Source organism: Streptomyces sp. NPDC001393 (assembly GCF_053597455.1).
The window spans coordinates 42,819-62,761 of the sequence record NZ_JBSFIH010000006.1; the positions used below are offsets into that span (position 1 = coordinate 42,819).

The following is a 19,943-nucleotide window of genomic DNA, read 5'->3' on the forward strand; positions in this document are numbered from 1 at the left end:
TCAGCAACCCGAGCCGCTGAAGCGGAGCTTGAGACTGGGAAGCTTGAACACACCGGCCGTCGTTGCGTAGTTGGTCTGCCGCAGGTTGGCGATGTGCACGGTGTCGGCCTGCTGGCTGAACACGCCGATCGGGCCCTTCACGCCCGCCTTGGTCAGCGTGCTGGCGTCGTTGCCGATCTCGATGTTGTTGAACGCGGCGTTGCCGGACAGCTCCGTGGAGTCCGTGGTCAGATCGCTCGCCTGTACCTTGTCCGCGCCACCGCCCGCGGTGATCAGCAGGTTGGTGCCGCCGAGGTCGACACTCTGGCACAGATGGTCGAGCGTGGCGTTCTTGATGGCGGAGGTCACCACGAGCTCCTGGCCGCCGGTGTTCCCGGCGTTCGGGCTGCCGTCCGCCATGGTGTCGAGGCCGCCGAACTGCTCGAAACCGGTTCCGTTCAGTTCCGTCGCGGTGACCGTGAACGGCATGCCGGAGATCGCGAACTGCACGCCCAGGGCCCCCTGGGCGGTGAGCACCGCGAGACCGGCGGCGAGGAGGGTGGCGGGCACCGCCATCACCGCGGCCCGGCGGGCCCGTACCCGGCCCCGTCTCTCTCCGCCGCCCGTGCCGGCCGCGTGCGCTTCGGAGGGTGAACCGTTTTCCGGGTTTTCGGGCGTGTTGCCGACGGACGGGACGTCCGGGGACGAGGCCATTGTCTGCTCCCATGGGCATGGATCGATGCGGGGTGGGGGGTTCAGCGGCGCGGTGTCCTGGCGCGGACGACGACTGTCGCGTACACCTCCTCGCACCCCGGCGGAGCAAGGGCTTTCTCGTTACGCGGCAGTAGCCTGCGAGGAAGTTACCGCCGGTTACTTCTGGGGGTCAAGGCGGATGTGAAAAAAGCGTGCCGGATGTGCGCGAGCTGCGATGGCGGTCCACAACTGCCTTTTCCAGACTTGACGTTGACGGTTGATCAGGTCTACAACTTCCCCTGCTTCCACGGATCCGTGGCGCCGGATCCGCCGAGCGGCACCGCATGCGCTTCCCGGCCTCTCACGCCGACCGCTCACCCCCGCCGGCAGAAACCGTTCACATCGGTGCGGCCCGCATGGCCACTCCCCCCTGGCCGTGCGCGGCCGCCCCCTGCCGGCCCGGCCGAAGGCCTACCCCCGGGCCTTCGGCCGGTGTCCGGGCCGCCGCCGTCGCCGGACCGTCGCGTACGGAGAAGGCGCACGGTCCTGCGTCGGCGGCACGCACACATCGCCGCACCCCGTCGATACGGCATTACTCGCCGGCCACTCAGGCACTCTGCGCCCCCGCGCACCTGCCACCCTCCAACGGCAACCCCGCGCAACTGCCACCCCACCAACTGTCAACCGGACCACATGCCAACCCCCGCCCACCTCATCCGGACCCCACCCAGGAAAGAGAAACCCGCATGCGTACGCGATCCCTTCTCGCCCTCGTCGGCACCGCAACCGCCCTCGCCCTCGCGGTCGCCGCCCCCGCCTCCGCCGACGGCGGCGCCGTCCTCACCACCGGCAGCGCGGGCGGCACCGCCGTCGCGACCGGCGACACCCTCACCGCGCCGCTGGCCGCCGGCACCTCCGCCACGCTCTACTCCAGCGCGACCGGCACCAGCGGCGTCACCTGCACGTCCTCGCAGTTCACCGCCACGGTCACCGGCAACCCGACCGCTCCCGGCACGGCCACCGAGTCCGTCACCGGGCACACCTTCGACTCCAGCTCCTGCACCAGCAACGTCGTCGGCGTCCTCGGGGTCAGCAGCATCACCGTCGACAACCTGCCCTACACCGCGACGATCGCCTCCGACGGCACCCTCACCGTCTCGCCGGCGAGCGGCTCCACCATCCAGACCACGGTCAAGCTGCGCACCCTGCTGGGCTCCATCACCTGCGTCTACCAGGCGGCCTCCCTGACCGGGAAGGCCGACAACACCGACAACAGCATCAGCTTCACCAACCAGCAGTTCACCAAGACCTCCGGTTCGTCGCTGTGCTTCGCCAACGGTTACTTCACCGCCAAGTACGCGCCCGTGACGGACGGGGGCACCCCGGTCTACGTCAACTGAGCGGCCTTCCGCCAAGCAGAGACGCAGAGTTCAGCGTCGTCGTAGACGCACTGCTAGGGCGGCGCCCCCGGTGAGCACCAGCACCGTGGCGGCGCCGCCCGCAAGCACGGGCGCCGATGGGCCCGTGTCCCCGGCGGCCCGACCGCCCGCGGCGGGGGCCGGGGCCGCCGTCGCCACCTGCGCGGCCTTCGCCGCCCCTGCTCCCGATCCTCCCCCCGCCCCCTTCTCGTTCTTCTCGCCCTGCTCCGGAAAGACCACGTCGGAACACGAGTAGTAGGTGTCCGGCGTGCTGCTGTTCTGCCAGACGGTGTACAGAATCTGACGCCCTGTCCGGTCCCGCGGAAGTGTCGCGGCGATGTGGTACGCCCCGTCGCGCAGCGGTGGATCGGTGACCTGCGCGAAGGGTCGCCCCGGCAGATCGGACCAACTGAGCGGTTTTGCCGGGTCGTAGCCGGGCTTGGTCAGATACAGCCGGAACGTGCCCGTGTGCGCGATCGTCGAGGCGTACGTCATCGTCAGTGCGGCCCCCGGCCTGAGCCGGGTCGCCGGCCAGTCCCGCCGCGCCAGGTCCAGGCCCCGGTACGCCGGAAGGTTCCCGCTGCACAGTCTGCCGTCCGGAATCACCTGCCGGTCACGGCCGTTCACCCCTGCCACGCGCAGGTTGTCCCACGCGGTGAAGGGCGCGCCGTTCGCTGTGACAGCGGCCCGGCAGGCCGCCGAGCGGGCGGCGTCGCCGCCCTCGGGGGAGCAGGCGTAGACCCGGCTGACCGGATCCGTGGGGGCCCCGTGCGCCTGGGCAGACCCCGCCGCCCACGACAGGAGCAGGAGCGGGGCCGCGGTGGCGGCCGCCGTGACGCTCAGGCGGGCGGTCATCCGGGTCATCCGGGATGTCTCCTCGGCGGGCGCGGGAACGGGGTCTGCGCGGTCCAGTACGGCGGTGGCGTTCCGGGTGTTCAGCCGGACTGGCGTGCGGATCGGCTTATCGATGGTCCGGGGGGCGTGAAAGCACCGACCGGTTCGGCTGTTTCGCGCCTGACTCAAGACCCCGTTGAGGAGCCGGCGGTCGCCCTCGTATCGTGGCGATCATGGTTCCGGCACCCGCCGCCCCACGGCTGCCGAGCGAAGCCCGGCAAGGAAGGGGGATACCGTCCTGGTCTCGTCGTTCATGGACCGCCCGGATTCCGTCCGGCGCCGGAGCCGCCGGTGCGGCCGGGTCGGGAAACCGACCGCGCACCCCCGGACTCCCGTTGTCACTCGGTGAGTTATCGTATGCAGGGGGTTAAGAACAAACCGCATGTCCCGTTCGTACGAGTCGCGAGGAGGGGGTCCCAGGATGGCGAGGCAGTTACGCGCCGAACAGACCCGGGCCACGATCATCACGGCCGCAGCCGATCTGTTCGACCGGCAAGGCTACGAGTCCACGAGCCTGAGTGACATCGTCGCACACGCAAAGGTCACCAAGGGTGCGCTGTACTTTCACTTCGCCGCCAAGGAGGACCTCGCCCACGCCATCCTCGAACTCAGCGCAGGCGCCGCGAAATCAATCGTCGCCGAGGTCGAGAGCCGCGGCTGCTCCTCGCTGGAGGCCCTGATGCGCACCACGTTCGGGATCGCCAGACTCTCCGTGGAGGACCCGGTGCCGCGTGCCGCGCTGCGTCTCGCCACCGCCGACGTCGCCGTACGGCCGCCCCTGAGGCATCCGTTCACCGAGTGGCTGGAATTCGCCAACCGGAAGTTCACTGGAGCCGTCAGGGAGTCCGATGTGCACGGCGATCTCGACGTCGGCATGGTCGCGCACTCCCTGGTCTCCTTCTTCGTCGGCACCCGGGTCGCCGGCCGCTCGCTCGAACCGGCCGGTCGGCTTCCGCGCCGGGTCGCCGAGATGTGGCACCTCCTGATCCGGAGCGTGGTCCCGGTGCACCGCCGCCCCCGCTACGTCACACTCGCCACGCAGCTGGAGCGGGAGACCAGAACCGTCTGAGGCGCGCGGTACGGTGACGGACATGCCCCCCACCCCGTTCGCACCCGTGATCCTCGGCAACGAACCAGGCTCCTTCCCGCACAGCGTGCTGGCCGAGCGGCACCCCGCGATCATCGGCCGGGTACGGGACGCCTTCCCCTACGGCCCCGCGCAGCACCGGGCGCTGGACGAGCTGCTCAAGAGCTGTACCGAGGGGGCGGTGGAGCCGCTGCCCGCCGATGCCCCGGACCGGGACCGGTGGCAGGAGTGGGGCCTGCCCGGCTGTGCCGGGCGCTCCTGGTACGACGTGCCGTGGCTGTGGTCCGAGAGCTACTTCTACCGTCGGCTGCTGGACGCCGTCGGCTGGTTCGGACCCGGCCCCTGGCAGGGCATCGACCCCTTCGGCCCGTTCAAGCGCGCCGAGCTCGACGCGCCGGAGACTGACGAGGAACTGACTGCGCTGGACGTCCTGCCCGGCCTGCCGGAGGAGGAGCGGGCGCGGGCCCTGCTGCACGGCTCGCTCTGGGGCAACCGCGCCGACCTCGGCTTCCGGCTCTCCGCCGAGGACGCCGGGGGCGCCCAGGACCGGGAACCGGAACCGGCCCCCGCGCTGGTCGCCGACGACAGCGCGGCCCTGTGGTCGCTGCTGCCGCCCGGCGGAGCGGCCACACTCGTCCTGGTCGCGGACAACGCCGGCCGTGAACTCGTCCCGGACCTGCTGCTGACCGCCCATCTCCTCGCCGAGGGCCGGGCCGCGCGGGTGGTGCTGCACGTCAAGCCGTACCCGTACTACGTCTCCGACGCCACCACCGCCGACGTCGTCGACGCGCTGCACCGGCTGCGCGTCGCCTCCGGCGCGGCCGCCGAGTACGCGCGCGTGCTCTGGTCGGCCCTGGCCGACGGCCGCCTCACCGTGCGCGCCCATCCCTTCTCCTGCGCCCCGCTGCCGTACGCGGAGATGCCTCAGGACCTGCGCGCCGAGTTCGCCGCGGCCACGCTGACCGTCTTCAAGGGCGACCTCAACTACCGGCGCCTGGTGGGCGACCGGCTCTGGCCGCCGACCACGCCGTTCCAGGAGACGACCGCCTGTTTCCCCGGCCCGGTCGCCGCGCTGCGCACCCTGAAGTCCGACGTGATCACCGGCCTGTCCGCGCGGACCGAGGCCGCGCTGGTGGCGGCCGAGGACGGGCGCTGGCGCACCAGCGGCACCCACGCGCTGATCCAGGTCTCCGGGCGCGACGTCAAGTGAGCTGCATCCGCAGCGACTTGATGCCGTTGATGAAGTTCGACACCAGACGTCCGGCCGGTGCGGCGAGCCGCGGTTCGGGGAGCACCCGCAGCACCTCTTCATGCAGCAGCCGTAGTTGCAGCCGCGCGAAGTGGGCGCCCAGGCACACGTGCGGGCCGTCGCCGAAGGACACGTGCGGGTTGGGCGAGCGGGCCAGGGCGAGGCGGTCCGGTTCGGCGAAGACCCGCTCGTCCCGGTTGGCCGAGGCGTGGAAGACCACGACCTTGTCACCGGCCCGGATCCGCCGCCCCGCCAGCTCGGTGTCCCGCGCGGCGGTCCTCCGGAAGGTCAGCACGGGCGGGTGCCAGCGCAGCAACTCTTCGACCGCGCTGGTGAGTCCCACCTTGCCGTCGCGCAACGACGCGTACGCCTCAGGGTGTTCCGCGAGGGCCAGCAGCCCGCCGGGGGCGGCGCTGCGGACGGTGTCGTTGCCCGCGATCGTCAGCAGGAAGAAGAACATCTCCAGCTCGGCGCCCGAGAGGTCGCTGTCATGGGCGAGGGTCGTCATGATGTCGTCGGCGGGATACCGCCGTTTGTGCACGGCCAACTGCCCGGCGTACGCGAACATGTCCTTCAGCATCGCCGGGGACCGCGGATTGACCGGCTTGCCCGTCGCGTCCAGCACCGGGGGACCGGCCTCGTCCGGGTCCTGGTAGCCGATGACCCGCTGCGTCCAGTGCAGCAGCAGCCGCCGGTCGCTCTCCGGCACGCCCAGCAGGTCCGCCAGGTTCAGCAGGGCGTACTCGTCGGTGACGCCGGCCACCAGATCGGCCGTGCCGTCCCCGTCCCGCGCCTGCTGCAGCGCCCCGGCGAGCAGGGTGCGCGCCCGGTCCCGGGCGACGGCCGTGAACCGGTCGATCCGGCCCGGTGTGAACGCCCGGCTCACGAGACGCCGCAACCGACCGTGTAGCGGCGGGTCCTGATTGAGCATCATGCGGCGTATGAAGGGCAGATCCTCCGGATCGGGGTCGCGGATCTGGGTCGCGCCGAGGTGGGAGGAGTACGTCGTGGCGTCCTTCAGCACCCGGACGACGTCCGCGTGCCGGGTCACCGCCCAGAACCCCGGCCCGGCCGGCCAGCCCAGCACCTCCGGCTCCTCCTGCCGGGCGACCGGGTGGTGGTCGCGCAGCAGGCGGTAGTCGTCGTACGGCACACCGACGGCGTACCGGCGCGGGTCGAACACGTCGGGCACCGGCCGGGCCTCGGGCACGCTCACACCGGCTCGCTCTCGCCGGCAGCGGCCCCGGCAGCCGCGGTGTTCTCGGCGCTCGCAGGGTTCTCTGTGTCCGCAGGGCTTTCCGCGTCCGCAGGGTCTTCGGTGCCCGCAACGTCTTCGGTGTCCGCAGGGTCTTCGGTGTCCGCTCGCAGGAAGTCCTCGACCGCGCGGATCAGGTCCAGCGGGGACTCGTCCATGGCATAGTGGCCGGCGAACGGCAGCTCCACGAGCTGGGCACGCGGATACCAGCACATCCAGGTCTGCCGCATGACCTCGGGCGGCAGGGCCGGGTCCAGCTCCCCGGCCACGGCCAGCGCGGGCACCTGGCTCCCCTCGACGTCGGCGTGGAAGTCCTCGCCCGCCCACGAGTCCAGCCAGGCCCGGAACGCCTTGGCGTCACTGCACTCCAGCGAACGGGCGACCATCCGGTCCAGCCAGGCGGCCGGACGCCGGCCCCCGGTGGTGAAGTCGATGATCGCGCGCCGGTTCTCCGGCTTGTGCGCGGCGTCGGTGAACAGCGCGCCCTGCTCGCCGGCCAGCGGCACTCCCGAGGCCGGCACCGGGGAGACACCGACCATCCGGCGCAGCCGGTGCGGGACGAGCGCCGCCAACCGCTGGGCCACCGCGCCGCCCATCGAGTGCCCGATCACCGAGAACCGGTCCCAGCCCAGCCGGTCGGCCAGCTCCACCAGATCCCCGGCCGCCTCGGCCGTCGTGTACAAGCCCGCCGCGTCCCGGGCCTCGCCGTAGCCGCGCAGGTCGACGAGCGCGTAGCTGAAGGAGGTGCGGTCGAGGTCCGGCAGGACGGCGGCGTAGGCGGACCGGTCGGCGAACCAGCCGTGCACGGCGAACACCTTGTGGGCGCCGTCGCCGTGCACCTCATGGGGCAGCACGAAGGAGGTCATGCGCCTACCGTGGCCCGCCGGCGGGGGCACGGCAAGGGCACGGACGGGGCATACCGGAAGGTGCCCGGTTCGGGGGCGGTTCACGCGATGGTGTGATCATGTCCCGTGCGACGGATGGGTGTTGCGGGCCGCGGGTAGGGCCCGGCCATGACGCAGCCGTTCGAACTCCCGCACTTCTACATGCCGTATCCCGCGCGGCTCAACCCGCACCTCGACGAGGCGCGTGCCCACTCGACCGAATGGGCACGCGAGATGGGCATGCTGGAAGGCTCCGGGATCTGGGACCAGGCCGACCTGGAGGCGCACGACTACGGGCTCCTGTGCTCCTACACCCACCCCGACTGCGACGGACCCGCTCTCTCGTTGATCACCGACTGGTACGTGTGGGTGTTCTTCTTCGACGACCACTTCCTCGACATGTACAAGCGCACCCAGGATCGCGCCGCCGGCAAGGCCCACCTGGACCGCCTGCCCCTGTTCATGCCGCTCGATCCGGCAACCCCCGTGCCGGAGCCGGAGAATCCCGTCGAGGCGGGCTTGAAGGACCTGTGGGCGCGCACGGTGCCGTCCATGTCGGTGGACTGGCGCCGCCGCTTCTCCGTGGCCACCGAGCACCTGCTCAACGAGTCGATGTGGGAGCTGTCGAACATCAACGAGGGGCGCATCGCCAACCCGGTCGAGTACATCGAGATGCGCCGCAAGGTGGGCGGCGCCCCCTGGTCGGCCGGGCTCGTGGAGTACGCGACCGCCGAGGTGCCCGCCGCCGTCGCCGGTACCCGGCCGCTGCGGGTCCTGATGGAGACGTTCTCCGACGCCGTCCACCTGCGCAACGACCTGTTCTCCTACCAGCGCGAGGTCGAGGACGAGGGCGAGAACAGCAACGGCGTGCTCGTGCTGGAGACCTTCTTCGGCTGTACGACCCAGGAGGCCGCCGAGACCGTCAACGACATCCTCACCTCACGCCTGCACCAGTTCGAGCACACCGCGCTCACCGAAGTCCCCGCCGTGGCCCTGGAGAAGGGCCTCACCCCGGACCAGGTCGCCGCGGTCGCCGCCTACACCAAGGGACTGCAGGACTGGCAGTCCGGCGGCCACGAATGGCACATGCGCTCCAGCCGCTACATGAACAAGGGAGCGCAACCCGGCTCGCCCTGGCAGCTCCCCAGCGGCTCCGGCATCTCCGCCGCCGACGTCGGCGCGCTCCTCGCCTCGGCCGCGCAGGAACGCCTGCGCGCCTACACCCACCTGCCGTACCAGAAGGTCGGCCCGTCCGTCCTGCCCGAGTTCCACATGCCGTACCGGCTCGAACTGAGCCCCCATCTCGACGACGCACGCCTGGGCCTCGTCGGCTGGTCGCACCGCATGGGCATCCTGGAGGAGGGCGTCTGGGACGAGGACAGGCTCGCCGCCGCCGACCTCGCACTGTGCGCCGCGGGCCTGGACCCCGATGCCACCCCCGAGGCCCTCGACCTCAGCGCCCAGTGGCTCGCCTGGGGGACGTACGGCGACGACTACTACCCGCTGGTCCACGGCCGCCGTCGGGACCTCGCCGCCGCCCGGCTGACCACGGCCCGGCTGTCGCAGTGCATGCCCGTCGACGGCGAGCCGGCCCTCGTCCCTGCCAACGCGCTGGAGCGGGGGCTCGTCGACCTGTGGGCGCGGACGACGGCCGGCATGACCGCCGACCAGCGGCGCACCCTGAAGGCCGCCGTGAACACGATGACCGAGAGCTGGGTGTGGGAGCTGTCCAACCAGCTGCAGAACCGCATCCCCGACCCGGTCGACTACCTGGAGATGCGGCGCGCCACCTTCGGCTCCGACCTCACCCTGAGCCTGTGCCGGATGGGCCACGGCCCCGCCGTCCCACCTCAGGTGTACCGCAGCGGCCCGGTGCGCTCGCTGGAGAACGCCGCCATCGACTACGCCTGTCTGCTCAACGACATCTTCTCCTACCAGAAGGAGATCGAGTACGAGGGCGAGATCCACAACGCCGTCCTCGTCGTACAGAACTTCTTCGGCGTGGACCATCCGGCCGCCCTCGGTGTCGTCCACGACCTGACGACCCAGCGCATGCAGCAGTTCGAGCACGTCATCGCGCACGAACTGCCCGTGCTGTACGACGACTTCGAGCTCTCGGAGGCGGGGCGGGCCGCGATGGACGGCTATGTCCTCGACCTGCAGAACTGGCTCGCCGGGATCCTGAACTGGCACCGGAACGTGGACCGCTACAAGGCCGCGTGGCTGGACCGCCGCGCACACGGCTTCCTGCCCGACCGTGCCCCCGCGCCGCCCGTCCAGCTCGTCAGCTGACCTCGCCCACCCGCTCCGCCACCTCCGCCGCGGCCGCGTCCAGTCCCGCGCCGGCCGCTCCGCCCAGCTCGCCGCGTATCGCCTCGCCACCCGCCAGGACCGCGCGGGCCTCCTGAAGGAGGTCCGCCTCGGCCAGGGCGCGGGCCAGGGCGTAGTGCTCCTGGGCGAGGTGCCGGCCGAGGTTCACCTCCCGCCAGTGTCCGAGCGAGTCGTCGCCCGGGGAGATGACGATGTCCCGGACCCTGGCCAGGGTCCGCGCGGCTGGGACCAGCCTGCCCGTCTCGCGCTCCAGCCGCGCCTGGTCCCGCAGCGCCGACACCCGGTCCCAGGCGGACTCCCGCAGCGCGGCGTACAGCCGCCGGGCCCGTAGCGCCTGTTCCAGGTCGCCCAGGTCCTCGAAGTCGTAGGCCAGGGAACCGAGCGCGGAGGGGTCGATGGCGGCGGGGGCGCCGGGCCGCCGCAGCAGGCTCTGGTTCATGACGACTGCGTCCAGCTGCCGGATCAGGGTCACCCGGGCCAGCTCGGTGAGCCCCTGCGCCGCGGCCAGGTCGGTCCAGGTCGACTCCGGCTCGTCGGACGGGTCGGTGCCGAACAGGGAGTCGTCCAGGCCCTCGGCCCATCGGCGTAGTTCGGTCGCGTCGGCGTCCGGGTCCGGTATGCCGCCGAGGCCGCACCAGGTGTCGTAGTCCCTCTCGCGCACCTCGTGCAGCAGCGGCAGGTCCGCGGGATCCCCGTGCAGGCCCACCAGAACGGCCGCGAGCCGCAGTTCGTCGCTCATCGAGGACTCCGCCTCCCGGCGCAGCAGCAGCCGCAGCATGGGCAGGTCACTGTCCGCGCGGTCGAACTGCGCGGCCCGCAGCACCAGCCGGCGCCGTAGCGGGTCGTCGGCCACGGCTGTGTCCCCGGCGCGCAGCCGGGCGAGCCCGGCGCGGCCCTCGGCCAGCACCCGCTCCCACAGCGGCGGGCGGGGATGGCTGTCCAGCAGCCGATAGGCCATCCCCTCCTCGGCGTTGAGCAGCACATGGTCCGGTTCGGTGCGCAGCAGGGCCGCGTGCAGCATGCCGATCAGCTCCACCGGGGAACGCTCCGGCAGACCGAGCGCGGCGCGCAGTTCGACGCGCTCGGCGTCGAAGCCGTAGCACTCGCGGATCTCGTCCTCCGTCTCGGTCACGTACGCGAGGATCGCCTCCTCGCCGTCCGCCGGAGACAGGTCGACGTAGTCCCGCCAGCCGGGCAGGCCGATCATGATCTCCAGCGCCTCGTCCGCGCTCGCCCCGATGATCCCGGCCCCGCCCTCCGAGTCGGCGTACAGCATCGAGCCGTCCGCGCACAGGAAGTACGTGCCGCCGGAGTCGTCGCCCGCTATCACCTCCAGCGGGCCGCCCGAGCCCAGGCGGACCGGTTCGACGTGGCCGTGGTCGGCCCGGTCCAGGTCGAACTCGAAGGGAAAAGCTGCCAGTTCGGCAAGGTGCCGGTGCTGCCGCAGCAGCTGCAGGGCGTGATCGGTCATGTCACAGAACGTAACAGCCGCCACTGACAACGCCGTCCGGCCCCGCCCGGCCCCGCCCGGCTCCGCCCGCCCCGACACCCGCTGCTTTTCGGCCCTTCGTGCGCGGAAGCGGACATTCAGGGAACTTCGGTGAGCCGCCGGGAGTCTTGCAGGGTGAGGGAACGAGACCAGAACACACGGGGGTGTTCAGCTTGACCGACCTCATCGAGCGGACCACCGGCGCGGCCGGGCAGCAGGCGGAGAAGGAGCCGGACGAAACGCCGGTCACCGCCGAACTGACGCCGTACGTCGAGCCGTTGCCCGTCCCGCCCGTCCTGCGCCCGGCCTCCGCGGACGTCCTGCGCGAGACCGAGATCGCCATCCGCCCGGCCTGGGTGCGCCTGCACCCGCAGCTGCCACCGACCCTGATGTGGGGGTACGACGGGCAGGTGCCGGGCCCGACCATCGAGGTGCGGCGCGGACAGCGCGTCCGCATCGCCTGGACCAACCGCATACCGAAGGACAGCGAGTACCCGGTCACCTCGGTCGAGGTGCCCGCCCGCGCACCCGGCACGCCGCCGCCCAGCACCGATCCCGGCCGCGAGGGCGTCGAGCCCGACAAGGACGTCGCCGCGCTGCCCGCCTGGACGGTGACGCATCTCCACGGCGCCCAGACCGGCGGCGGCAACGACGGCTGGGCGGACAACGCCGTCGGGTACGGCGACGCCCAGCTGTCGGAGTACCCCAACGACCACCAGGCGGTGCAGTGGTGGTACCACGACCACGCGATGAACATCACGCGGTGGAACGTGATGACGGGCCTGTACGGCACCTACCTCGTCCGGGACGAGGAGGAGGACGCCCTGCGTCTGCCGTCCGGGGAGCGGGAGATACCGCTGCTCCTCGCCGACCGGAACCTCGACACCGACGAGGACGGCCGCCTCAACGGCCGGCTGCTGCACAAGACGGTGATCGTCCAGCAGAGCAACCCGGAGACCGGAAAGCCGGTCTCCATCCCGTTCACCGGCGCGTACACCACGGTCAACGGCCGTATCTGGCCGTACGCCGAGGTGGATGCGGCCTGGTACCGCTTCCGACTGGTCAACGCCTCGAACGCGCGCATCTTCGAGCTCGTGCTGATCGACGAGGACGGCAACCCGGTGCCGGGCGTCGTGCACCAGATCGGCAGCGACGGCGGGCTGCTGCCGCGCCCGGTGCCGATCGACTTCGACGGTGACCTGCCCACGCTGACCGCCGCGCCGGCCGAGCGCTTCGACCTGCTCGTCGACTTCCGTGCGCTGGCGGGCCGCACCCTGCGGCTGGTGAACAAGGGCCCCGATCAGCCGGCGGGCGTGCCGGACCCGGTCGGCAACGTGCGCTACCCGCACGTCCTGGAGTTCCGGGTCCGCGAGACGTGTGCGGAGGACACCTTCGAGCTGCCCGAGGTGCTCTCCGGGTCCTTCCGCCGACTGACCCACGACCTCCCGCACGGCCACCGCCTGATCCTGCTCACCCCGCCCGCCACCAAGGGGGCCGGCGGCCACCCGGAGATCTGGGAGCTGACCGAGGTCGAGGATCCGAGCGGCCTCACGCTCCCGGCCGACGGCATCGTGCAGGTCACCGGGCCCGACGGCACCACGAAGACCTACCGGCGCACCTCCCGGACGTTCAACGACGGCCTCGGCTTCACCATCGCCGAGGGCGGCTACGAGCAGTGGAGCTTCCTCAACCTCGCGCCCATCGTCCACCCCATGCACATCCATCTGGCCGACTTCCAGCTGCTCGGGCGCGATGCCTACGACGTCTCGGGCTTCGACCCGGCCGTCGGCGGCACCCGCACGCCGATCCGGTACGACGCCGGCCGGGCGATCCCGCTCGCGCCCAACGAGCGGGGCAACAAGGACGTCTTCCGGGTGCCGGGCAGCCAGATGCTGCGGGTCATGGGCCGCTTCGACGGGGCGTACGGCCGGTTCATGTACCACTGCCATCTGCTGGAGCACGAGGACATGGGCATGATGCGGCCCTTCGTCGTGATGCCGCCCGAGGCGATGAAGTTCGACCACGGCGGGGCACACGGCGGCCATGGGGAGGGCCACACGGGCTGACGCCGCACCGGTACCGGCGGACCGGCCGGCGGGCGGTCACGCCGGCCGGGCGAGCCGGGACGCGGCGTGCTCGACCGCGGCTCGCGCCAGCGCCCGGACCATCGAGTGGGGGCGCGAGCCGTCGCCGGACAGCTCCGGCTGGAACAGGGACGCCAGGAAGAAGGGATGGCCGGGCAGTTCGGCGACCCGCACCTGACCCTCCTCGTCGTGCCCGGAGAACCGCAGACCGTGGGCGCGGATCGTGTCGAGGTGACGGGAGGGGCCGTAGGCGCAGAAGTACCGCTCGACCGCGCGCGCAGAGCCGATAACGGACTCCGCCAGCGAGCCCGGCTCGATCGTCACCGCGGCCTCATGGCCCACCAGAGAGCAGGCCAGCGGCTCGATGAGCGGGTCGGCGGCGTCCGGGTCGTTCTCGGCGTGCGCCACCCCTGTCAGACCGCACACGTTGCGGGCGAACTCCAGCAGCGCGTGCTGGAAGCCGCCGCACGTGCCCAGGAACGGAATGCCCTCCTCGCGCGCCGTGCGCACGGCCGCGAGGACACCCGCCTCGCTGCGGTACGGGCTGCCCGGCAGCACCCACACGGCGTCGAACCCTAGAACCGCGCCCTCGGCCTCGGCGTCCTCGGAGGGGATCCAGTACGCGTCCAGGACCAGCTGGTCGTGCGCGGCAAGAGCCTGCAGCAGCAGCGGGATGCGGGTGTGGGACACGACGTTGGGGGAGCGGTCGCCGACGAGGGCGATGGTGGCGGTGTTCGTCATGCCCCCATCCTCAGTGCGGGCCCGAGTTCACGTCCAACGATGATTACTGCACCATCGATAAGCGACGCTGATGGGATCCTGGGCCGCATGGACCCGCATCTGCTGCGCACGTACGTCACCGTGGCCCGCCTCGCCTCCTTCTCGGAGGCCGCCCGAGAGCTGGGCTACACCCAGTCCGCGGTCTCCCAGCACATCGCCGCGCTCGAACAGGACCTGGGCGCACCCTTGCTGACCCGGCGGCCCGTCGCGCCCACCACGGCCGGCGAGCGACTCCTGGAGCACGCGGGCCCGTTGCTGCTGCGCCTGGACGCGGCACGCGCCGACATCCTCCGCATGGCCGCCGCACCCCAGCGGGGTCTGACCCTCGCCGCCACCCCGACCGCGCTCGGCGCCGGCGTCCTCGCCGCGCTCCCGTCGGCCGGAGTCACCCTGCGCGTCCTCGCCCGCGAGGAGATCCCGGCCGCCGTCGCCGCCGGCACCGCCGACCTCGGACTCGTCGACGGGCTCGCCGCGCCCAGCGATCCGCTGCGCCTGCCGGACGTGGCGCCGCTGACCACGCACGGCCTCACCGAGGAACCCGTGAGCATCCTGCTGCCCGCCGGGCACCCGCTCGCCACCCGGACCGGCCTGCGCCTGGCCGACCTCGCCGACGCCCGCTGGATCGACGCGCCCGACGCCGCCCTCCCGCTCCACCAGCTGCGCGCCGCGACCGGCGGCGGCGCGTTCCGCTCGGCCCTGCGCTACGAGGGCACCGACCTGCGTACCCTCACCGCCCTCGCGGCCACGGGACACGGCCTCGCCCTGCTGCCCCGCTCCGCCGCCACCGCCGTACCCGGCACGGTCGCCGTCCCTCTCACCGCGCCCCGGCTCGTGCACCGCACGGAACTCGTCCACGGCGGGAGTCCCGGGGGAGCGGCGCAGGAGATGGTGCGCAGGCTGGTGGGAGCGGTCTGATCACCCACCGCGCCGGGGGCCCCAGGGGCCGGGCGTCCCCGGAGCCCGCCCCTGGAGGCCATGACTACCCTCCGCCACGCTCCGGCCAGTCTCACCCGTTCGTGTCTCGTCGCGGCCCGGCGCCCCGGGTAGAGCACCAGTCGGAGGCGAGCGAACCATGGAACAGACTGCGTTGCGTCCCAAGCCGATGCCCGGTCAGGACCCGCGGGAGGGCGGCACCCCGGGCCCGCCCCGCCGCCCGCACGCCGCGCCACAGCGCGGACGGCGGCTGCGGACCCTGCTGTTCGTCCTGTGCGCCGGCACCCTGCTGGTGCTGTCCGGCGTCGGCATCGGCACGGTCGGCGCCACGGTGATCGGCATGAGCAGGCTCGCCGAGCTGCAACGCCAGGCCCCGCCGGCCACACCCCCGGTCAGGGCCACACCCACCGGCCCCGCCGCCACACCGAGCCCCGCCCGGGCCGCCGCGGCCGGGGCGACCCTGGGTATCGAGGCCGTCGACGCCCGCACGGCGGGCGCGCTCGTCGTGGGCGTGCACGTGCCCGGACCCGGCTATGCGGCCGGTCTGGTCCGCGGGGACGTGCTGCTGCAGCTCGGTTCCGCCCGCATCGACACCGCCGCCGACCTGGCCCGGGCCGTCGCCGAGGCCCGCCCCGGGCAGCAGGTGCTCCTCACCGTGCGTCACCGCGGCGGGGGCTACCAGCAGTTGACGGTCGTGCCGGGCGTGGTGATCTGAGCGGGCCGGTGCGGGACCCGGCCTCGACAACTCCCGGTCACTCCGGGAAACCCGCTGGTCACCGTCCGCCCCACGCGCCATGATGGCCCCATGCCGAGTCCCTTCCGAGCCGATCGCGCCCTGCGGGGAGCACCGGCGATCGGCTCGCGTGACCCTGTCCGGCCGGGCAGGATGCTGCCCGAGACGCCGTCGCCCGTTTCCCGACCCGCGCCCGGAGGCCCGGATGACCGGTAGTACGCCCGCGCTCTTCACCGCCGCCGACTACGCGGCCCGCATGGAGCGTGCCGCGCGCTCCGCGGCCGACGCCGGCCTCGCGGGGCTGCTCGTGGCGCCGGGACCGGACATGGTCTGGCTCACCGGCTACACGCCCACCGCCGTCACCGAGCGGCTCACCGTGCTGGTCCTCACCTCCGGCCAGGACCCCGTGCTCGTCGTGCCGACCCTGGAGGCCCCCGACGCCGCGCACGCGGCAGGGGCCTCCGGGCTCACCCTGCGCGACTGGACCGACGGCAAGGACCCCTACGCCGTCACCGCCGCCCTCCTCGACGGCCACGGCCGGTTCGGCATCAGCGACAACACCTGGGCCATGCACCTGCTGGGCCTCCAGCGGGCCCTGCCGGACACCTCCTACGCCTCTCTCACCGACGCCCTCCCCATGCTGCGCGCTGTCAAGGACGCGGCGGAACGGGAACTCCTCGCGGCCGCCGGTGCCGCTGCCGATGCAACGTTCGAGGAGATCCGCAAAGTTCCCTTCGCCGGCCGCCGCGAGTCCGACGTCGGCCAGGACCTCGCCGGCCTGCTGCGCCGCTTCGGCCACTCCCAGGTCGACTTCACCATCGTCGGCTCCGGCCCCAACGGCGCCAACCCGCACCACGAGGTCGGCGACCGCGTCATCGAGCGCGGCGACATGGTCGTCCTGGACTTCGGCGGGCTGATGGACGGCTACGGCTCCGACACCACCCGTACGGTCCACGTGGGCGAGCCCACCGAGGAGGAGCGCCGGGTGCACGACATCGTGCGCGAGGCCCAGGAGGCGGGCTACCAGGCCGTACGGCCCGGCGTGGCCTGCCAGGAGGTCGACCGCGCCGCCCGCGCGGTGATCACCGCGGCCGGGTACGGCGAGTACTTCATCCACCGCACCGGGCACGGCATCGGCGTCACCACGCACGAGCCGCCGTACATGATCGAGGGCGAGGAACAGCCCCTCGTGCCCGGCATGTGCTTCTCCGTCGAGCCCGGCATCTACCTGCCCGGCCGCTTCGGGGTGCGCATCGAGGACATCGTCACGGTGACCGAGGACGGCGGCCGCCGCCTCAACAACACCACGCGTGACCTGGTCATAGTGGACTGAGAGCCCCCGCCCAGACCCAGGAGACACATTTCCGACGACATCCCGGAACGGCGACGCGCGATCCATGACCCAGGCACCGACACCCACCGCGGACACCGTCCGCCGACTGGTCCGTTCGCTGCTCAAGGAGGGTGACGACGGCACCGCGGGCCCCGACGTGCGGCCCGTGACGCAGGGCCGTGAGTACACCTGGTGGGTCGGCGCCCGCCATGTGCTGCGCCTCGCCCCCGACCGCGAGGCCTCGGTACTGCGCCGCCGGGAGCTGCGCCTGCGCGACCTGGTCCGGCCGCACCTGCCCGTGGCCGTCCCCACCAGCGTCGCGCACGGCGACTGGGCGCCCGGCCTCGCCTACACGCTGGACATGAAGGTGCCCGGCGGCACGGCCGAGGAGCACGACGTCTCCGCCGTCGGCGAGGCCGACCTCGCCGGACTGCTCACCGGGCTGCGCGCGGTGCCCGCACGGCAGGCGGAGTCGCTCGGCGTGCCGCGCACCGCCCCGCGCTCCCTGGAGGCGCTGCGCCGCATGGCCGTGCACGCGGCCGAACGGCTCGCCGCCGCCGACGAGTTCGACGCCGCCCGGCTGCACCAGCTGACCCCGCCCGGCGCGGCCCAGCTCGCCGCGCAGCCCGGCACCGCCGTCCTCACCCACCACGGCCTGACCGGCGAGCACGTGGTGGTCAGCGCCGACGGCCGGGTGCGCGGCATCCTGGAGTGGACCCGGGCGGCCCTGGGCGACCCCGCCGAGGACATCGCGGGCCTGGCCCTCGCCGTCGGCTCCCCGGCGGCCGTCCGCGCCGCCACCCTCGCCGGCTACGGCGCCCGCCCCTGCCTGCGCGGCCTGTGGCTCGCCCGCTGCGACGCCGTCATCCACCTCACCGACCACCTCGAAGGCCGCGCTCCTGCTTCTCTCCCCCTGCTCCGCACCCAGCTGCGCCGCGCCTGGGAGCCGATCCTTCTGGAGCGGCTGTCGGACTTCAAGGAGGACGACGCGGAGCCGTAGGAAACCGGCCCGCAACCCGCGTCGTCCACCGCCTCAGGGCTGGGCCAGCACCACGCACGACTCCCCGGGCACCTGCAGCAGTCCGTCCCGGCCCGGCGTCTGAACCGGCTCCCACGCCGCCAGGACCACCGCCGGACGCGTGCCCAGCGGGATCGCCGCCGGCGCCTTCCCGAGGTTCACCGCCACCCGTACGTCACCGCGCCGGAAGGCCAGCCAGCGGGCGTCCTCGTCGTACGCCACCTTGGTGTCGGCCAGGTCGGGGTCGGTGAGATCCGGTTGTCCGTGCCGGAGGGCGATCAGCCGGCGGTACCAGGCGAGCACGCGCGCGTGGGGCTCGCGTTCCGGTTCCGACCAGTCCAGGCAGGACCGCTCGCGGGTCGCCGGGTCCTGCGGGTCCGGTACGTCCTCCTCGGCCCAGCCGTGCGCCGCGAACTCCCGCCGCCGGCCCCGCCGTACCGCCTCGGCCAGCTCCGGATCGGTGTGGTCGGTGAAGAACTGCCAGGGCGTGCCCGCCGCCCATTCCTCGCCCATGAACAGCATCGGTGTGAACGGCGAGGTCAGCGTCAGCGTCGCCGCGCAGGCCAGCAGACCGGGGGAGAGCCGGGCGGAGAGCCGGTCGCCCTGGGCGCGGTTGCCGACCTGGTCGTGGGTCTGGCTGTAGCCGAGCAGCCGGTGCCCGGCCACCCGCGCCCGGTCCAGCGGGCGGCCGTGGTGCCGGCCCCGGAACGACGAGTACGTGCCGTCGTGGAAGTAGCCACCGGTGAGCGTCTTGGCCAGCGCGGCGAACGGGGCGCGCGCGAAGTCCGCGTAGTACCCCTGCGACTCCCCGGTCAGCGCGGTGTGCAGCGCGTGGTGGAAGTCGTCGTTCCACTGCGCGTGCAGCCCGAGGCCGTGCTCCGCGCGCGGGGTGATGAGCCGCGGGTCGTTCAGATCGGACTCGGCGATCAGGAACAGCGGCCGGCCCAGTTCCCCGGCGAGCGCGTCCACGGCCGCCGACAGCTCCTCCAGGAAGTGGCACGCGCGCGTGTCGTACAGCGTGTGCACCGCGTCCAGCCGCAGCCCGTCGATCCGGTAGTCCCGCAGCCACGCCAGCGCGCTGCCGACGAGGAAGGCGCGCACCTCGTCCGAGCCGGGCCCGTCCAGGTTCACCGCCGAACCCCACGGTGTGTGGTGCGCGTCGGTGAAGTACGGCCCGAAGTCCGGCAGATAGTTCCCGGACGGACCCAAGTGGTTGTGTACGACGTCCAGGACGACCCCCAGACCGAGCTCGTGCGCCCGGTCAACGAACCGTTTCAGCGCCTCCGGGCCGCCGTACGGCTCGTGCACCGCCCACAGCGACACCCCCTCGTAGCCCCAGCCGTGCCGCCCCGGGAACGGACACACCGGCATCAACTGCACGTGCGTGACGCCCAGTTCCACCAGGTGCTCCAGCCGGGCCGCCGCCGCGTCCAGGGTGCCCTCGGGCGTGTACGTGCCCACGTGCAGCTCGTAGAGCACGGCACCCGGCAGCCCCCGGCCCGCCCACTCGGTGCGCCACGCGTGGCGCCCGTGGTCCACGACCGCGCTCAGCCCGTCGGGTCCGTCCGGCTGGCGGCGCGAGCGCGGGTCGGGCCGCACGGGACCGTCGTCCAGCGCGAAGCCGTACCGGGCGCCGTCCGCGGCCTCCGCCTCCCCCGTCCACCAGCCCGCGCGCTCCGGATCGCGCGTCAGCGCGCGCGTGGCGCCCTCGCACTGGAGCGTCACTCGGTCTGCCTGCGGTGCCCACACCTCGAACTGCACGGACGGTTCCCCTTCGTCTGCC

Annotated in this window: 16 protein-coding genes; 9 read left to right on the forward strand and 7 right to left on the reverse strand. The window is 72.8% G+C overall.

The annotated features are described in order from the left end of the window. Entirely contained in the window at positions 1–693 is a 693-nt protein-coding gene (locus ACWC2T_RS09780) for a DUF6230 family protein (RefSeq protein WP_450669848.1), read from the reverse strand. A 725-nt stretch (positions 694–1,418) separates the two neighbouring features. Here ACWC2T_RS09780 and ACWC2T_RS09785 point away from each other — a divergent pair. Beyond that, complete coding sequence (locus ACWC2T_RS09785; protein WP_450669849.1) at positions 1,419–2,072, forward strand: Tat pathway signal sequence domain protein; 654 nt, start codon at positions 1,419–1,421, stop codon at positions 2,070–2,072. A gap of 30 nt (positions 2,073–2,102) precedes the next feature. Here the strand turns inward: ACWC2T_RS09785 and ACWC2T_RS09790 are convergent, their stop codons facing one another. Then, positions 2,103–2,954, reverse strand: coding sequence for a lytic polysaccharide monooxygenase (locus ACWC2T_RS09790; RefSeq protein WP_450669850.1), 852 nt, complete (start codon positions 2,952–2,954; stop codon positions 2,103–2,105). A 451-nt stretch (positions 2,955–3,405) separates the two neighbouring features. On the opposite strand from ACWC2T_RS09790, the gene ACWC2T_RS09795 reads away from it, so the two are divergent. Both ACWC2T_RS09795 and ACWC2T_RS09800 read left to right on the forward strand, forming a co-directional pair. Further along, the gene (locus ACWC2T_RS09795; protein ID WP_450669851.1) at positions 3,406–4,053 is read left to right on the forward strand and encodes a ScbR family autoregulator-binding transcription factor; all 648 of its coding nucleotides are present in this window, start codon (positions 3,406–3,408) and stop codon (positions 4,051–4,053) included. Positions 4,054–4,075: 22 nt separating this feature from the next. Beyond that, positions 4,076–5,281, forward strand: coding sequence for a damage-control phosphatase ARMT1 family protein (locus ACWC2T_RS09800; RefSeq protein WP_450669852.1), 1,206 nt, complete (start codon positions 4,076–4,078; stop codon positions 5,279–5,281). On the opposite strand, the gene ACWC2T_RS09805 is transcribed toward ACWC2T_RS09800, so the two are convergent. Both ACWC2T_RS09805 and ACWC2T_RS09810 read right to left on the reverse strand, forming a co-directional pair. Next, a complete protein-coding gene (locus ACWC2T_RS09805; protein ID WP_450669853.1) occupies positions 5,274–6,536 on the reverse strand; it encodes a cytochrome P450 in 1,263 nt (420 codons plus the stop codon). The two genes, ACWC2T_RS09800 and ACWC2T_RS09805, sit on opposite strands and share 8 nt — an antisense overlap. Beyond that, complete coding sequence (locus ACWC2T_RS09810; protein WP_450669854.1) at positions 6,533–7,441, reverse strand: alpha/beta fold hydrolase; 909 nt, start codon at positions 7,439–7,441, stop codon at positions 6,533–6,535. Before ACWC2T_RS09810 ends, ACWC2T_RS09805 begins: the two co-directional genes overlap by 4 nt. Positions 7,442–7,588: 147 nt before the next feature. On the opposite strand from ACWC2T_RS09810, the gene cyc2 reads away from it, so the two are divergent. Then, positions 7,589–9,751: a germacradienol/geosmin synthase Cyc2 gene (gene cyc2 / locus ACWC2T_RS09815; RefSeq protein WP_450669855.1), complete on the forward strand. Its 2,163-nt coding sequence runs from the start codon at positions 7,589–7,591 to the stop codon at positions 9,749–9,751. Here cyc2 and ACWC2T_RS09820 read toward each other — a convergent pair. Then, complete coding sequence (locus ACWC2T_RS09820; RefSeq protein ID WP_450669856.1) at positions 9,744–11,261, reverse strand: hypothetical protein; 1,518 nt, start codon at positions 11,259–11,261, stop codon at positions 9,744–9,746. The genes cyc2 and ACWC2T_RS09820 overlap by 8 nt on opposite strands. Positions 11,262–11,452: 191 nt before the next feature. On the opposite strand from ACWC2T_RS09820, the gene phsA reads away from it, so the two are divergent. After that, on the forward strand, positions 11,453–13,345 hold the full coding sequence (gene phsA / locus ACWC2T_RS09825; protein WP_450669857.1) for an O-aminophenol oxidase PhsA: 1,893 nt from the start codon (positions 11,453–11,455) through the stop codon (positions 13,343–13,345). A 36-nt stretch (positions 13,346–13,381) separates the two neighbouring features. Here the strand turns inward: phsA and ACWC2T_RS09830 are convergent, their stop codons facing one another. Continuing rightward, positions 13,382–14,104: a CTP synthase C-terminal region-related (seleno)protein gene (locus ACWC2T_RS09830; protein WP_450669858.1), complete on the reverse strand. Its 723-nt coding sequence runs from the start codon at positions 14,102–14,104 to the stop codon at positions 13,382–13,384. Positions 14,105–14,191: 87 nt separating this feature from the next. On the opposite strand from ACWC2T_RS09830, the gene ACWC2T_RS09835 reads away from it, so the two are divergent. The 4 genes from ACWC2T_RS09835 to ACWC2T_RS09850 all read left to right on the forward strand — a co-directional run bounded on the left by ACWC2T_RS09835 (position 14,192) and on the right by ACWC2T_RS09850 (position 18,142). Next, positions 14,192–15,058: a LysR family transcriptional regulator gene (locus tag ACWC2T_RS09835; RefSeq protein ID WP_450669859.1), complete on the forward strand. Its 867-nt coding sequence runs from the start codon at positions 14,192–14,194 to the stop codon at positions 15,056–15,058. A gap of 157 nt (positions 15,059–15,215) precedes the next feature. Then, the gene (locus tag ACWC2T_RS09840) at positions 15,216–15,791 is read left to right on the forward strand and encodes a PDZ domain-containing protein (RefSeq protein ID WP_450669860.1); all 576 of its coding nucleotides are present in this window, start codon (positions 15,216–15,218) and stop codon (positions 15,789–15,791) included. A gap of 223 nt (positions 15,792–16,014) precedes the next feature. Continuing rightward, a complete protein-coding gene (locus ACWC2T_RS09845; protein WP_450669861.1) occupies positions 16,015–17,142 on the forward strand; it encodes an aminopeptidase P family protein in 1,128 nt (375 codons plus the stop codon). A gap of 64 nt (positions 17,143–17,206) precedes the next feature. Beyond that, entirely contained in the window at positions 17,207–18,142 is a 936-nt protein-coding gene (locus ACWC2T_RS09850) for a phosphotransferase family protein (RefSeq protein WP_450669862.1), read from the forward strand. 33 nt (positions 18,143–18,175) lie between these two features. Here the strand turns inward: ACWC2T_RS09850 and treZ are convergent, their stop codons facing one another. Continuing rightward, positions 18,176–19,921, reverse strand: a complete 1,746-nt coding sequence (gene treZ / locus ACWC2T_RS09855; RefSeq protein ID WP_450670011.1) for a malto-oligosyltrehalose trehalohydrolase — start codon at positions 19,919–19,921, stop codon at positions 18,176–18,178. Between the last annotated feature and the right edge of the window lie 22 nt (positions 19,922–19,943).

Excerpts from the sequence above, each read along its gene's own strand:
- ACWC2T_RS09845 (WP_450669861.1), top strand. The coding sequence starts at position 16,015 with ATGACCGGTAGTACGCCCGCGCTCTTCACCGCCGCCGACTACGCGGCC.
- ACWC2T_RS09795 (WP_450669851.1), top strand. The coding sequence starts at position 3,406 with ATGGCGAGGCAGTTACGCGCCGAACAGACCCGGGCCACGATCATCACG.
- ACWC2T_RS09800 (WP_450669852.1), top strand. The coding sequence starts at position 4,076 with ATGCCCCCCACCCCGTTCGCACCCGTGATCCTCGGCAACGAACCAGGC.
- ACWC2T_RS09835 (WP_450669859.1), top strand. The coding sequence starts at position 14,192 with ATGGACCCGCATCTGCTGCGCACGTACGTCACCGTGGCCCGCCTCGCC.
- ACWC2T_RS09840 (WP_450669860.1), top strand. The coding sequence starts at position 15,216 with ATGGAACAGACTGCGTTGCGTCCCAAGCCGATGCCCGGTCAGGACCCG.
- ACWC2T_RS09830 (WP_450669858.1), bottom strand. The coding sequence starts at position 14,104 with ATGACGAACACCGCCACCATCGCCCTCGTCGGCGACCGCTCCCCCAAC.
- ACWC2T_RS09790 (WP_450669850.1), bottom strand. The coding sequence starts at position 2,954 with ATGACCCGGATGACCGCCCGCCTGAGCGTCACGGCGGCCGCCACCGCG.
- ACWC2T_RS09780 (WP_450669848.1), bottom strand. The coding sequence starts at position 693 with ATGGCCTCGTCCCCGGACGTCCCGTCCGTCGGCAACACGCCCGAAAAC.
- ACWC2T_RS09820 (WP_450669856.1), bottom strand. The coding sequence starts at position 11,261 with ATGACCGATCACGCCCTGCAGCTGCTGCGGCAGCACCGGCACCTTGCC.
- ACWC2T_RS09785 (WP_450669849.1), top strand. The coding sequence starts at position 1,419 with ATGCGTACGCGATCCCTTCTCGCCCTCGTCGGCACCGCAACCGCCCTC.
- ACWC2T_RS09850 (WP_450669862.1), top strand. The coding sequence starts at position 17,207 with ATGACCCAGGCACCGACACCCACCGCGGACACCGTCCGCCGACTGGTC.
- ACWC2T_RS09810 (WP_450669854.1), bottom strand. The coding sequence starts at position 7,441 with ATGACCTCCTTCGTGCTGCCCCATGAGGTGCACGGCGACGGCGCCCAC.
- cyc2 (WP_450669855.1), top strand. The coding sequence starts at position 7,589 with ATGACGCAGCCGTTCGAACTCCCGCACTTCTACATGCCGTATCCCGCG.